12 protein-coding genes, 3 tRNA genes and 1 pseudogene are annotated in these 12,796 nt (G+C 60.0%); 8 read left to right on the forward strand and 8 right to left on the reverse strand.

Annotated elements, in window-relative coordinates; all coding sequences use genetic code 11:
* Positions 1-115 precede the first annotated feature (115 nt).
* The 3 genes from B2344_RS03650 to B2344_RS03660 all read left to right on the forward strand — a co-directional run bounded on the left by B2344_RS03650 (position 116) and on the right by B2344_RS03660 (position 4,567).
* The gene (locus tag B2344_RS03650) at positions 116-2,911 is read left to right on the forward strand and encodes a TonB-dependent receptor (RefSeq protein WP_290479713.1); all 2,796 of its coding nucleotides are present in this window, start codon (positions 116-118) and stop codon (positions 2,909-2,911) included.
* A gap of 183 nt (positions 2,912-3,094) precedes the next feature.
* Positions 3,095-3,358 (forward strand): hypothetical protein, encoded by a 264-nt coding sequence (locus B2344_RS03655; RefSeq protein ID WP_206991026.1) that lies wholly within the window; start codon positions 3,095-3,097, stop codon positions 3,356-3,358.
* 177 nt (positions 3,359-3,535) lie between these two features.
* On the forward strand, positions 3,536-4,567 hold the full coding sequence (locus tag B2344_RS03660) for a phytase (protein ID WP_206991027.1): 1,032 nt from the start codon (positions 3,536-3,538) through the stop codon (positions 4,565-4,567).
* Positions 4,568-4,652: 85 nt separating this feature from the next.
* Here the strand turns inward: B2344_RS03660 and B2344_RS03665 are convergent, their stop codons facing one another.
* Positions 4,653-5,273 carry a 2-hydroxychromene-2-carboxylate isomerase gene (locus B2344_RS03665; RefSeq protein WP_290484687.1) on the reverse strand — a complete coding sequence of 207 codons (621 nt, stop codon included), beginning with the start codon at positions 5,271-5,273 and terminating at the stop codon, positions 4,653-4,655.
* Positions 5,273-6,001, reverse strand: coding sequence for an SDR family NAD(P)-dependent oxidoreductase (locus B2344_RS03670; RefSeq protein WP_206991030.1), 729 nt, complete (start codon positions 5,999-6,001; stop codon positions 5,273-5,275). Before B2344_RS03670 ends, B2344_RS03665 begins: the two co-directional genes overlap by 1 nt.
* A gap of 122 nt (positions 6,002-6,123) precedes the next feature.
* Here B2344_RS03670 and B2344_RS03675 point away from each other — a divergent pair, with 122 nt between their 5' ends.
* Together B2344_RS03675 and B2344_RS03680 are read left to right on the forward strand one after the other, a co-directional pair.
* Positions 6,124-6,603, forward strand: coding sequence for a MarR family winged helix-turn-helix transcriptional regulator (locus B2344_RS03675; RefSeq protein WP_206991031.1), 480 nt, complete (start codon positions 6,124-6,126; stop codon positions 6,601-6,603).
* A gap of 88 nt (positions 6,604-6,691) precedes the next feature.
* A complete protein-coding gene (locus B2344_RS03680; RefSeq protein WP_290482235.1) occupies positions 6,692-6,955 on the forward strand; it encodes a hypothetical protein in 264 nt (87 codons plus the stop codon).
* 19 nt (positions 6,956-6,974) lie between these two features.
* Here the strand turns inward: B2344_RS03680 and B2344_RS03685 are convergent, their stop codons facing one another.
* From B2344_RS03685 to B2344_RS15945, 3 genes and pseudogenes are all read right to left on the reverse strand, one after another.
* On the reverse strand, positions 6,975-7,436 hold the full coding sequence (locus tag B2344_RS03685; protein WP_206991033.1) for a DUF1348 family protein: 462 nt from the start codon (positions 7,434-7,436) through the stop codon (positions 6,975-6,977).
* A gap of 68 nt (positions 7,437-7,504) precedes the next feature.
* Positions 7,505-7,990, reverse strand: a complete 486-nt coding sequence (locus tag B2344_RS03690) for a YHS domain-containing (seleno)protein (RefSeq protein WP_290481587.1) — start codon at positions 7,988-7,990, stop codon at positions 7,505-7,507.
* A 218-nt stretch (positions 7,991-8,208) separates the two neighbouring features.
* A pseudogene (locus B2344_RS15945) lies at positions 8,209-8,902 on the reverse strand (cysteine hydrolase).
* A gap of 376 nt (positions 8,903-9,278) precedes the next feature.
* Between B2344_RS15945 and B2344_RS03705 the strand changes: the two are divergent.
* Entirely contained in the window at positions 9,279-10,292 is a 1,014-nt protein-coding gene (locus B2344_RS03705) for an AraC family transcriptional regulator (protein WP_290484688.1), read from the forward strand.
* A 44-nt stretch (positions 10,293-10,336) separates the two neighbouring features.
* Here B2344_RS03705 and B2344_RS03710 read toward each other — a convergent pair.
* The 3 genes from B2344_RS03710 to B2344_RS03720 all read right to left on the reverse strand — a co-directional run bounded on the left by B2344_RS03710 (position 10,337) and on the right by B2344_RS03720 (position 10,857).
* Positions 10,337-10,423, reverse strand: a tRNA-Leu gene (locus B2344_RS03710).
* A gap of 231 nt (positions 10,424-10,654) precedes the next feature.
* A tRNA-Gly gene (locus B2344_RS03715) sits at positions 10,655-10,728 on the reverse strand.
* A gap of 44 nt (positions 10,729-10,772) precedes the next feature.
* A tRNA-Tyr gene (locus B2344_RS03720) sits at positions 10,773-10,857 on the reverse strand.
* Between the two features lie 107 nt (positions 10,858-10,964).
* On the opposite strand from B2344_RS03720, the gene B2344_RS03725 reads away from it, so the two are divergent.
* Together B2344_RS03725 and B2344_RS03730 are read left to right on the forward strand one after the other, a co-directional pair.
* Complete coding sequence (locus B2344_RS03725; protein WP_290484689.1) at positions 10,965-11,798, forward strand: TrmH family RNA methyltransferase; 834 nt, start codon at positions 10,965-10,967, stop codon at positions 11,796-11,798.
* Positions 11,799-11,853: 55 nt separating this feature from the next.
* The gene (locus B2344_RS03730; protein WP_290484690.1) at positions 11,854-12,759 is read left to right on the forward strand and encodes a hypothetical protein; all 906 of its coding nucleotides are present in this window, start codon (positions 11,854-11,856) and stop codon (positions 12,757-12,759) included.
* Positions 12,760-12,796 lie beyond the last annotated feature (37 nt).

Here is a 12,796-nt window from a genome sequence, read left to right on the forward strand (position 1 = left end):
CGTCATAAAAACATTACGCATCTGTCATCCAGCCGTAACTCTGGCGTGGGACGGGGCCGCAGTTTTCGAAGCGTAGACTTCTTAATACGGATTCCCAGAGCAAGGACGACCTCCCATGACCTTTACTTCCCGCAAGCTCCTCCTGATCGGAGCTGCCACTGCTGTGATGGCGCAGGCTGCTGCCGCCGACATCCTGAAAGGGACCGTGACCGATGCGTCCGGCGAAGCTGCGCTGCAGGGCGCGATTGTCACGATCGAGGAACTGGGCCGTACCGCCTCGTCCGACCGGTTCGGCAAGTATCGCTTCACCAGTGTCCCGGCCGGCGACTACACGGTCAGCGTCTCCTATGTCGGCGCGGACATGGTCACCGACACAGTGTCGATCTCTGGCGACACCGATTTCAGCATCCAGCTTGGCGGCGATGTGCGCTATCTCGACAACATTCTCGTTGTCGGCTCGGCCGCGGCCCAGGCCGGTGCGATCAACCAGCAGCGCGCCTCCGATGCCATCATCAGCGTCATCGACTCCGACGGCCTCGGCAACTTCCCCGACACGACCGTGGCGGACTCGCTCGCCCGCGTGGCTGGCCTGTCCATCGAGAATGACCAGGGCGAAGGCCGCTATGTCTCGATCCGCGGCATCAACTCTGACCTGATCTCAGCCACCATCAACGGCGTGCGCACGCCGTCTCCGGAAGATCGCCGCGGCGTCTTGCTGGATGGTGTGCCATCTGACCTTCTGGACGGTATCGAAGTCCAGAAATCCCTGACCCCGGATGTCGATGCCGACACAATCGGCGGCGTCATCAACCTCAAGACCATCTCCGCCTTTGACCGCGACGGCCAGTTCATCCGCGCCAAGGTCGAAGGCTCCTACAATGAGCTGACCGAAGACGTCTCCCCGAAAGCCACGCTGACCTATTCCAACGTGTTTGGCGACAAGCTCGGCGTTGCGGCCTCCATCAACTATCAGAGCCTCGGCATTCAGGCCCATAACAACGAAACCGGCGGCTGGGGCTTCGACGACGACCTGAACGCTTTCATTCCGAACGATGATTATGAAATGCGCTGGTACGACCTGACGCGCGAGCGTGTCGGCCTCGTCTTCAATGTCGACTACCGCATGACCGAGAACACTGAGCTCTACCTGCGCACATTGGTCAACGAGTACACGGACGACGAAGTCCGCAACAAGTTCGAGTTCCGCGACCTCGCCGAAGAAGGTGTTAGCGTTGACGGCAACCTCTACAACTTCAACTTCGCCGAAGCAGACGTCGAAGTCCGCCAGCGCGAAGAGACCCGCAAGATCCAGACCTATGCGCTGGGCGGCAAGACTTTCGCCGGCAACTGGACCGTCGATTACGAAGTGTCCTACGCCTATGCCGAAGAAGACGATTCCAACAATCACGACGTAGCCTTCCGCTCCGACGACATGGAAGGCGATGGCATCGTCGTGTGGGACAACTCCGACCCGCAGAAACCGAAGCTCTCCGGCACGGGCATCGATTTCCTGTATGACCCGGCCAGTTATGAAATGGACGCCTACGAGCAGGAGTTCACGGTCAACGAAGACACTGAATGGGCCTACAAGCTCGACCTGACCAATGACACCGTCCTCGGCAATACGCCCGTGACCTGGAAAATGGGTGTGAAGGTCCGCGACCGCGAAAAGGTCCGTGACGAGAACCTCTTCATCTGGGAACGCGACGATGTCGCCCTGACCGATTACATCAATGCCAACAGCCAGATTTCCGGCTGGCGCATGAACAACCCGATGTTCGAATGGCCGAGCGCTGGCCTGACCCGGGCCCTGCGCGGAACCTTCACCGCCGATGAGCTGGACGAAGACGGTACGAATTTCGACAGCCTCGCCGGTGACTACACAATCGACGAGATGATCATCGCCGGCTACGGCATGGGCACCTTCCAGATCAACGACCTGACCGTCGTTGCCGGGGCGCGTATCGAAGCCACCGACGTATCAACCACGGGCAATGTCTTCTATGAGGGTGGCGATCCAGACCAGGTCGGCACACGCCAGTTCGACGATGAATATGTCCACGTCCTGCCGAGCCTGAACCTGAAATATGCCTTCTCCGAAAATGTCGTCGGCCGCGCAGCCTATTACGCTTCGCTGGTCCGCCCGGCCTTCGGTGAGATGCGCCCGACAGCTGCCTTGAATGATGACCGCGACGAAGTCGAAATGGGTAACCCCAATCTCGACCCGTACGAGGCCAACAATTTTGACCTGTCGATCGAATACTACCCGACCAAGCTGTCGGTCCTGTCGGCTGGCTTGTTCTACAAGGACATCCGCAACCCGATCTTCGGCGCCACCTATGACATTGACCAGCTGCCAGGCTCCATCGATCTGGGCTTCCTTGGCGATGCCGGTGCGGACATCGAAGAAGTCGCCACCTACATCAATGGCGAGACCGCCACGGTGCAGGGCCTCGAACTCAACTATGTCCAGCAGCTCGACTTCCTGGGCGGCTTCTGGGAAGGCTTCCTCGCCTCCGCCAATGTCACCATCGTTGAATCCGAAGCGTCCGTCCCGGACGAAGAGGATGTGGCCCAGACCCGCGACGTGCCGCTGCTCAAGCAGAACGACCTCATCTGGAACGCCTCCATCGGCTACGACAAGGGCCCGTGGGATCTGCGCATCTCGGCCAATTTCCGCGATGACTATCTCGACGAGCTGTTCGGCGCCGATCTGGACCGCTACACCAGCGATCACCTCAGCGTCGAAGCGTCAGCCAAATACGACGTCAACGACAACCTCCAGATCTATGTCGAAGGCAAGAACCTCACCGACGAGCCGGAATACTATTATCACGGCGCAGAAAGCCGTTTGTCTCAGTATGACGAATATGGTGCCCGCTATGTCATCGGTGCCCGCCTGACCTACTAGGCTGGGTTGACGAGACTTACCGAAAGCCGGGCGGGGAGCGATCCTCGCCCGGTTTTGTTTGAACGCATGGCACTCAGCCAAAAACCTGTGCATCTGCAATCGTTTGGGTACATTTTCCTTGCGTTAGGGGGTGCACCCGGTGTTTTTCCTGCTAGAAGGATACAATTAGCGGGAGAATTTTTCATGAAAGCACCAATTCTGGCTCTGGCCGCCCTGATCGCGGTATCCGGCTGCGCCCTCAAAAAGAAAGAGGGCTACTCGGTCGCCGATGCGTCCAATGACGAGAACATGATCTGTGAGCGCGTAGCGATCCCGGGCAAAGTCTATCCTGGCAAGATCTGCATGACTGCAGAACAGTGGGCCCGTCATGAGGCTCAAGGTGAGAAAATGGCTGGTGAAGCCCAGCGCGGTGCATTGCGGACCCCGGCGCCAGGTCAAGGCACCTGAGCCAAGTTCGACAAGATCACTATCCGGGAAAAGCAGGCCAATTGGCCTGCTTTTTTCATGTCCGACAGACGCGCATCATGGCACATTTGTGAAAACTCGCCCGCGCGTCTTGATCTTGCGCCGGACGCAGGGAATACCGACCCGAACCCTGTTTGTCCCAGCCCCTGAGGAGTGTTCATGAAACGCTATATTCCCCTCGCCGCCCTGCTTCTGTCTGCCTGCGCCACAGAGCCTGCCCAGCAGATTTACGCCATCGACACTGCGCCCATCCCGGCATCTATCGAAACGGCGCCCATGACAGGCACAGGCGACAAGGCGGACGATCCGGCTGTCTGGGTGAATGTCGCAAACCCGGCTGACAGCCTGGTGCTCGGCACCAACAAGGATGAAGGCCTCCACGTCTACAATCTCGCAGGCGAAGAGCTTCAATTCCTTGATGTCGGCCGCGTCAACAATGTCGACCTGCGCGGCGATGTCGCTGTCGCCTCGAATGACGAAACCAATTCCATCAGCTGGTTTGCCATCGACCCGGTCACCGCCACGGTCAGCCATGTTGGCGACACGCCAACACAGAAAGACGAACCCTATGGCATCTGTGCTGGTCAGGTCGGCACTACCTATTACGCAATGCCCACTTATAAGGACGGCATGGCCCAGGTCTGGTCTGTCCAGACCGACAAGATGAGTGAAGGTCCGGAGCTGGTCGCTGAAATCCAGGTTGGCCAGTTCGGCCAGCTTCAACTGGAAGGCTGTGTATTTGACGAAGCCAATGGTCAGGTCTTTCTCGGTGAGGAAGAGCACGGCATCTGGAAACTCGACCTGAATGACTGGTCTGCCGCCCCGGTCAGCGTCGACACGATCGCCGCACAGAATGGCCTGGTCGCCGATGTTGAAGGCATGGACATCTGGGCCGGTGCAGATGGCGCGGGTTACCTTGTTGCGTCGTCCCAGGCCGCAGACCGGTTTGTCGTCTATGACCTGAAAGCCCCTCATGCGCCGCGCGGCGTCTTCACCGTAACGGCCAATGCCGACGGCTCCATCGACGCTGTAACGCATACGGATGGTCTGGATGTCAGCTCTGCGGCGCTGCCGGGCTTCCCGAAAGGCATTCTCGTCGTTCAGGATGATGGCAATCCGGCCTCCGGCGTCGACCAGAACTTCAAGCTGGTCGACTGGTCCCTGATCGAATCCGCCCTCGGCCTCGACTAAGTCTGAGCGTTACCCCAGAGTCACGAAAGCCCGCCCTCCGGCGCATTGGAGAGCGGGCTTTTTCGTTTGCGATGCACAGGGCCTGTCAGGCAGCCCTGGCAGCGAGGATGGCCTCTTCCACGTCGCGCAACCTGTCCTTGCCGAACCACATCCTCTCCTTCACGAAGAAGGTGGGTGAGCCGAAATTGCCGCGCTCGACGGAGGCCGTGGTGTTGTCCACCAATTCCTGCTTGATCTCGGAATCCTGCGCCTTGGCCATCAAGGCGTCTGCGGGCAAATCCGCTGCGGCCAGAACCCGTCCGATCGTTTCAGGATCATCCATCTTTTGCGCGCCCTGCCACATCGCAGCGTAGATCGCGTTCACATAGGGCTTGAACACGTCCAGATGCTGCGCCGCCACGGCGCCGCGCATGATCGCCAGCGTGTTGACCGGAAAATGCGGGTTCATCGCGAAAGCCTGGGTCAGGCCATGCCGCTCGATGAACCGCATCATTTCGAGCCGCTCATATTCCGGTTTGTTTCGAATACCCGCAAACGCCATCACCGGGGACTGATTGCCTGTCGCCTTGAACACACCGCCCAGCAGAACCGGCACATAGGTGAAGCTCACTCCGGTGCGCGCCTCCACGTCCGGAATCACCTTGTGGCTGAGATAAGCATTCGGGCTGCCGAAATCGAAATGGAATTCAACGCTCACATCACGCATCACCATGTCTCCCCATAGGGACGGATTTCCTGTTCGAAGGTCCAGGCTGTTTCCGGTTGTTGGAACAATTGCCAATAGGCATCCGCGATGGCTTCGGGTGGCATCAGGCCCGGCGGGTTGTCCGGCCCACCTGCCTGCCTGATCCGTTCGCGCACCCATTCGGTATCGACGCCAGCGTCAATGATGAGATGGGCCACGTGGATATGCCGGGGCCAAAGTTCGCGCGCCATGGATTCGGCAACGGCGCGCAATCCGAACTTGGCCGCGGCAAAGGCGGCGTAGCCATTCCCCCCGCGTCGCCCTGCGGTTGCACCGGTAAAGAAGATCTTGCCCTCCCCATGCTCAAGCATCAGCCGCGCAGATTCGCGCCCCGTCACGAAGCCGGCGAAGCAGGCCATCTCCCAGACCTTGCGGAACACGCGATCCGTCGTCTCAAGTATGGGAAAATTCACATTGGCCCCCACATTGAAAATGGTAAGGGCGAGCGGTGCCAACGCGTCCGCTTCGGCAAGGAAAGCGGTGACATCTTCTGGTTCGCGCGCATCCAGAGATCGGGCTGAGATCCTGCCACCGGCCGCCTCTATCTCGGCGACCAGAGGCTCAAGCTTGTCGCCATTGCGCCGGCCTGCCACGACCAAATACCCCTCAGACGCGAATTTTTTCGCAATGGCCGAGCCAATATAGTCGCCTGCCCCCACAATCGCGACGCTTTTGTCCAAATGCGCCATGTCGCGCCTCCTTCTTGACCTCTGGTCTTCTCATTCAAGTTATGTGTATATGCACACTTAATGGCGTCGCGGTAAATCCCCCAATCGTCGACGACCTAGAAAATCAGTGCAGGACACGCGTCATGCTGACGGACAAGACAGACAAGATCCCGCTGTTGGAAGACCTCCGCCACAGCCCTCACGTGTGCATGGCTGAGGCGGCACGCGCCGCAAATCGCGCGCTTGCCCGTCATTACGGTGCCTATCTGGACGGAGCCGGCATCGCTCCCGGACAGGCCTCTCTTTTGATGCAGCTCTACTATCTGCAAGATACCTCCGTCGCCGATTTCGCAGCGCGCATGCGCACCGAGCGCACAACCATGGTCAGAAACATCGCGGCGCTTGAACGTACAGGCCAGGTCGAAACCTTCACGCCAGAGGGCCTGCGCGCGCGCCATGTCCGCCTGACCGATCAGGGACGTGCCTTGCTGACCGACATCGTCACCCGATGGAATGATGCCCAAACGGCGCTCAAGGCAAAGCTTGGGGCAGCGCAATGGGACGCTCTCATCAGCGCGCTGAACATGCTTGGAAACATAGATACTCACAATACAAACGATTGAAGCAGAGTTCAGACAATGCACTAGACATGCACTGGCCGCTCGATTTTGGTCCCATGAGGAAGGTCTGAAAAAATCGGTCGATTTCGCTGTGGACGCCAACACGCTCTACCCCATCTATCTTCTGTCACAGAATGGCGGAGAGCTGCGTCACGAGTTCACGCCCACGGGAATCGCCTATGACTTGCGCATCGATGGCAAGCTGGTGGCGCCTGCGCCGAGCGCAGAGACCGCACTGGTCAAGGGTGCTGCCAGCTCGCAACACCGGCGGGGCATACTGATCCGCCCCGACACCACTCACGCCCCCGCTGGCAAGTACACAGACCGCCTGACACTGGTGATCGTCGGGGATTAGGGCGGCTTCGGTGCCTACCCTACAGCCCCAACTCGCTGAGGCCGGGATAATCGTCAGGACGACGGCCCATCAGCCAGCGGAACTTTCTTTCACCTGCCGAGATAGGAAGGTTGTTGATGCTGGCATGCCGTCGTTGCATCAAGCCAGACTCGCTGAACTCCCAATTCTCGTTGCCATATGCCCGGTACCATTGACCGGTGCGATCGTGAAATTCGTACGCATATCGCACAGCAATCCGGTTGTCAGAAAAGGCGAACAACTCCTTGATCAATCGATACTGGATCTCTCGCCGCCACTTGGCAGTCAGGAAACTGACGATTTCGGCGCGACCATTGATGAAGAGGTCGCGGTTTCGCCAGATACTATCCTCGGTATAGGCCAGCGACACTTTCTCGGGATCCTGCCCGTTCCACGCATCTTCGGCGAGGCGAACTTTCTCGATAGCCGTTTGCACTGTGAAAGGAGGTAAAGGGGGGCGCATATGGGGCTCCTGCAATATCTGAAGGGAAGAATGCGGCCGGACGCACCGCCCGGCCGCCAATGAAAGGATCAGAGATCACCAACAGCCTTGTGCTGGATGGATGGCCAGGTCTTTTCAGCGCGTTTGAGAATCTTCACCTTATCTTTCTTGTATTTTTCAAAGACGTCTGCGTTCACGAACAGGTAGAGCTTGCCATCGACAATGTCTGCATAGTGAGGATCACCGTCGAACTTCTTGCCAAGGGCGACAGCATAAGCGCAGAAGCCACCATATTGCGGGGCAAAGCGCACCGGATCAGTCTTGAATTTGCGAGCCGATTCCGCAGACGCGAAATAGTAGGCCACGCCATCTTCAACAACCGTATGCGCGGCGTCGCCTTCGGCGACTGCGTTATAGGTGGTCAGGGCGACTGCGTCGACGCCGTGCAGGCCCAGGGGAACGCCCGCTGTCGTTACGCCGTTCGACACATTGTATTCGTCTTCTGCAAAAGCGGGCATTGAGGCCGACATCGCAATCGCGATGGCCATACCGGTGAGATAAAGTTTCTTGGTCATGTCAGATATCCTTGAGGGGTGAATGCCAGTCATCTGGCGGAACAGGCCGATCGTTCAGGGGCTGCGCGCAGGAGTACGCATTTTCGGGCGGCGGGAGGCCCGCAAATATCCGCCGACGAAACAAGAGGGCGCCCAGCTGATGGGTGTGGGTGGGTGAGTTCAACTGGGCGCCAAGGGAGCCATCCGGGGAGAGGGCGCAGGAAAGATGGCTCCGAAGCTTATTTCTTGTAGGCGGATCTGATCGCCTTCACCGTGTTGGCGGTGTTATCAACGGCACTGGCAATCATTCGAAAATTGGTGAGGGATGCGTCATAGCCGTTGTAGTGCTCTGTGATGGCTCCGGCCGTTGCATCAGTCACAACCATGACCTCGAAACCTGATTCGATCAGGCTGCGCATGTGGGACTCCGTGCACAGATTTGATGACATTCCTGCAAGAATGACCTTGTTGATGCCGGCTTTACGCAGCTGGAGCGCAAGGTCATTGCTATCCGGGCCATAGACTTTGTGCGGGCTGGTCACCACCGTCTCGCCATTCTCGATATAGGGCTTGTACTGGTCCAGCCAGTCAGCACCAGACCCTTCGAATCCTTCAAGGTTCAAGGCGGATGGACGGTCGAACATGCCGTCGTTGCATCAAGGTCTCGAGCGTGCCCTCGAAGAGCCACTCATGATCGTGCTCATAATAGTAATGCGGAGAGACAAATACGGGCATGCCGGTTTGCTCGGCAACCGCGAACAGATCGCCGATATTTTCGACGGTGCCGTTCTCTGTGATGCTTTGCCCGACCACGCCCCAAGTGACGCCGTCAGGAGACAGGAAATCATTTTGCGGATCGGTGACAACGATGGCCGTACCATCCGTGGTCACCACAAATCCTGGCATGGGCAAGCCATCATTGACCGGCGGCATCTTGGCCGACGCCGGGCGGGCGCCTTGGCTCTCAGCTTCGGCTGCAACGCCGATCAGGGCAATGACAGCCGTAGCCGTCGCGATGAACTTGAGAAGCGCTTGTGGCGTACTGGGTGAATTCAACATTGGTCTTTTTTCCTCGCGGCTGTTGGGTCTGGTGGTCCAGTTTGCCAGCCCGGCGGGGAGATACTCCCGGTCTGGAGCGTCACCCTGAGCTGATCTGTACTCATCGTATGAGGGGCGACGATGAGCGTATTGACCGGTCGCGACATCCTGTTGACTGGACGCGACAATCCCTTTGGCGCAATGTGAAAGCGTGAGGTGCGATGGGGATCGCGCCCTTGGCGGGAAGGCCAAAGCGGGGAGCGCGCGGGAGATGGCAACAGTTTCAACCGTCTTCGTATTGAGGATCATTGAGCGGCTCAGCGACCGGGTGGATCGGGACATGTTGTGCCGTGTGGCCGGACTCGACCCGTCGCCATCGGCCGGCCCGCCGCCCGCCATGATCCACGCCGCCAATTATTACAGCTTGCTGGAAACCATCGCCGAGACCGAGACACCGGATATCCGCTTCCTGCTCGGCGTCAGCATGTCGGCCACCTGCTCCGATTTCGGCGCTGTGGGCCTGGCCTGGAAATCGGCACCGACGCTGCGCCAGTCCTTCCTGCGGATGGACCGCCATGCGCGCGCCTACAATACGGCCTCGACGTTCAAACTGTATGACAAGGGCGACACATTCTGGTGGACGCACCGGCGGCCGGACACGCCGCGCCTCGGCCTGGACCTGTCGAGCGAGGGCGCGCTGGCCACCTATGTCACGCTGTGCCGGGAGGCGACCGGCCCGAATTCGAAACCGGGCGCGGTACAGTTCTGCCACCCGGAACCGGCCGGCTCGCGGGAGCTACTGGAGGCACACTTTCGCTGTCCGATCACTTTCGGGGCAGACATTGACGCACTGATCATCCCGGCCGAGCGGCTCGACAAGCCGAACCTGGTCGGCGACGAAAGCATCTGGAAATTCCTGAGCGCCCAGGCCGAGGGAATGCTGCCGGCCGAGTCCGGGGATCGCCAGCTGGACCGGCAGGTCGTGCTGCAGATTGCCGATGTGCTGACCGATGGCATTCCGTCGCTGGCGCAAGTTGCCTCGGATCTCGGCATGAGTGCCCGGACGCTGCAGCGCCGGCTGTCGGACCAGGGGCTGACCTTCCAGGCCCTGGTGGACCAGGCGCGGCGCGAGACGGCCGAGCGCTTTCTCGCCGACACGCGCTATTCCATTGCGGAAGTGGCTTTCCTGACAGGGTTTTCCGAACAGAGCGCCTTCACCCGCGCCTTCAAGCGCTGGGCGGGCCAGACCCCCGGGACCTATCGCGACCTGACCGCCGCCCCCTGACCCCACAAAAAAGGCCGCCCCACAGGACGGCCAACCGAAATACCTGGTGCCCAGAAGAGGACTCGAACCTCCACTCCCTTGCGAGAACTACGACCTGAACGTAGCGCGTCTACCAATTCCGCCATCTGGGCACGGGGTAGGAAGGCGCCGATGTATAGGCTGATCCGCGAGCCGTCAACGGTAAAACTGTCGTATTTGAACGCGCAACTGCGCCTTGGCGCGCCCGGTCAACGGGATAGGAAAACCCAGGAAAAGCGGCGCTTGGCGCAGCCCTTTTGCCAGCACCCGGGCAGCGTGGCCTGACGCGCTAAATCGCTTGCCTGAAAATGCGCTAGTGCGCTGTATACTATGGGAACATTGTCTGGAGCGGGTAGACGGAATCGAACCGACATACACAGCTTGGAAGGCTGGTGCATTACCATTATGCTATACCCGCCCAGTCAGGGCCTCGCGAAGACACCTTACACCATCTGGTGCGGGTGGTGGAGGGGACAGGATTCGAACCTGTGTACGCTATGCGGGCAGATTTACAGTCTGCTGCCTTTAACCACTCGGCCACCCCTCCACGGGACCCGCGACCACACGCCGTTTGACGCCGTCGCAGCAGCGCTTCACATAGGCGCCGAAGCACCGCCGATCCACACCGGAAGCGGCCTTATAAGGAAACCCGAAATGGCGCGCAACCATTCTAAACCGCGAAAAGCACACGCTGGCGCAGATAATCCACGCCGCGGCCCTGCCCGACCGCCGCGCCGCGCCGGCGCCGGGCGCGATGGCAGCGGCGCAGATGGCGGTCCGCTCTGGATCTGGGGCACGCATGCGGTGGTCGCTGCCCTGGCCAATCCCGCGCGCAAATGTCACGAATTGCTGGCCACCGAAAACGCCGCCCAGCGCCTGCCTGCCACCGGACCCATTGCGCCAGTTCTGGTGACGGCGCGCGACATTGATGCCCGCCTGCCCGAGGGCGCGGTCCATCAGGGCATCGCCGTGAAGGTTGATCCGCTGGAAGCGGGCGCCCTTGAAGACCTGATCGATGCCGGGATCAGCCATATTGCCGTGCTGGATCAGGTATCCGACCCTCACAATCTGGGCGCAGTCTATCGCTCGGCGGCCGCCTTTGGCTTTGGCGGGCTGGTCTTGCAAACGCGCAATGCACCGAATGTGACCGGTGTCGCGGCAAAGGCCGCTGTGGGGGCGATCGAAACCGTTCGCGAGGCGCGCGTGGTCAACATTGCTCGGGCGCTGGAGCAGCTGGGAGAGGCCGGATACCATACGGTGGGCCTTGCTGGCGAAGGCAAACGCCTGATCGCGGATGCGGTCGAAGGGGCACAGAAACTCGCCATTGTCCTTGGCGCCGAGGGCCCGGGCATTCGACCCGCTGTGGCCAAGGCTTGCGCCGAACTCGCACGCATCCCGATTGCCCCGGCAATGGAGAGCCTGAACGTCTCCAACGCAGCCGCGGTCGCCTTTTATGAAAGCAGCCGTAAACGTTTCCCCCTGTCATAAAGCTCTGCTAGGGATTAACCACGCTGTGGGGAAAACTGACGGAGCGCGAACCGCCATGCTGAGACTGCTGTCCATTATCCTTCTGCTCTGTGGCCTCGTGGCCGCGGGCTATGCCGGGTCTGTCCTGATGGACACCTATGCGCCACGCGACGAGATGGTCGAAACGGCCACACCTCAGGAGATGGCGACCGAGGAGGCCTTCGAAGAGGCTTATGCAGAGACGGCCATGCCGCCCGCGCTGGAAGAGGAACTGGCTGAGCTGGAGCCCCTCCGAAGCGAAGAGATGATGATGGAAGCGCCGGGAGACGCCCCTGCTGCAGGACCCACGCGCAGTCTGGGTGCGGATCTGCCGGGTGGCGATGTGTTCCCGGAATCTGTCGGCTCCTCGCCGGGCTTTGATGCGCCCCCAATGACCAGCCGGTCGGCGAATGTGATGCCTCAGGCCAATGAATCCTTTGTCGAAACGCTGAAAAGCGTGCCGGTGGCGCACGAAACACCAAGTTCTGCCGAATACAAGCGCGCTTTTGATGTGACGCTGGCCATCGACTCCACCGGCGATGACACCGCGGTCGACGCACTGCCCGGCCGCGGCAATGTGATTGAAGGCGAAGCGCTGGTGTCGGATCGTGTTGAAGCGCGTCTCAGCGGCGCGAATTTCGAGATCGTGTCCATGTCGCCGGAAGTTCAGGCATTGTCCCCGCTGACCGAAAATGTTTGGCGCTGGTCGGTGCTGCCGTTAACGGCCGGCAGCCACGACCTCGTCTTCGAGATATATGCCATTGACGAGGACGCCGTCGTGCCGCTGCGCACTTTCCGGGACACGGTGACCGTACAGGTCTCCGGAATCAATCGCGCCATCGCCTTCGCGGACCAGGCCAATCCCCTGTTTGTGTTGCTCGGCGGGCTTGGTTCGGCAATTGCGGGACTGATCGGCGTCATCCGCTTTTTCGGGCGCAGATAGGCGTCCGGCGAGACGATCCGCAGATTTATTTCCAGTC

The sequence above is a fragment of the Hyphomonas sp. UBA3195 genome (genome assembly GCF_002366485.1).
Classification (GTDB): domain Bacteria; phylum Pseudomonadota; class Alphaproteobacteria; order Caulobacterales; family Hyphomonadaceae; genus Hyphomonas.

Coding starts and splice junctions, on each gene's coding strand:
- B2344_RS03660 (WP_206991027.1), top strand. CDS start 3,536: ATGAAACGCTATATTCCCCTCGCCGCCCTGCTTCTGTCTGCCTGCGCC.
- B2344_RS03675 (WP_206991031.1), top strand. CDS start 6,124: ATGCTGACGGACAAGACAGACAAGATCCCGCTGTTGGAAGACCTCCGC.
- B2344_RS03665 (WP_290484687.1), bottom strand. CDS start 5,273: ATGCGTGATGTGAGCGTTGAATTCCATTTCGATTTCGGCAGCCCGAAT.
- B2344_RS03730 (WP_290484690.1), top strand. CDS start 11,854: ATGCTGAGACTGCTGTCCATTATCCTTCTGCTCTGTGGCCTCGTGGCC.
- B2344_RS03670 (WP_206991030.1), bottom strand. CDS start 6,001: ATGGCGCATTTGGACAAAAGCGTCGCGATTGTGGGGGCAGGCGACTAT.
- B2344_RS03705 (WP_290484688.1), top strand. CDS start 9,279: ATGGCAACAGTTTCAACCGTCTTCGTATTGAGGATCATTGAGCGGCTC.
- B2344_RS03650 (WP_290479713.1), top strand. CDS start 116: ATGACCTTTACTTCCCGCAAGCTCCTCCTGATCGGAGCTGCCACTGCT.
- B2344_RS03685 (WP_206991033.1), bottom strand. CDS start 7,436: ATGCGCCCCCCTTTACCTCCTTTCACAGTGCAAACGGCTATCGAGAAA.
- B2344_RS03690 (WP_290481587.1), bottom strand. CDS start 7,990: ATGACCAAGAAACTTTATCTCACCGGTATGGCCATCGCGATTGCGATG.
- B2344_RS03655 (WP_206991026.1), top strand. CDS start 3,095: ATGAAAGCACCAATTCTGGCTCTGGCCGCCCTGATCGCGGTATCCGGC.
- B2344_RS03725 (WP_290484689.1), top strand. CDS start 10,965: ATGGCGCGCAACCATTCTAAACCGCGAAAAGCACACGCTGGCGCAGAT.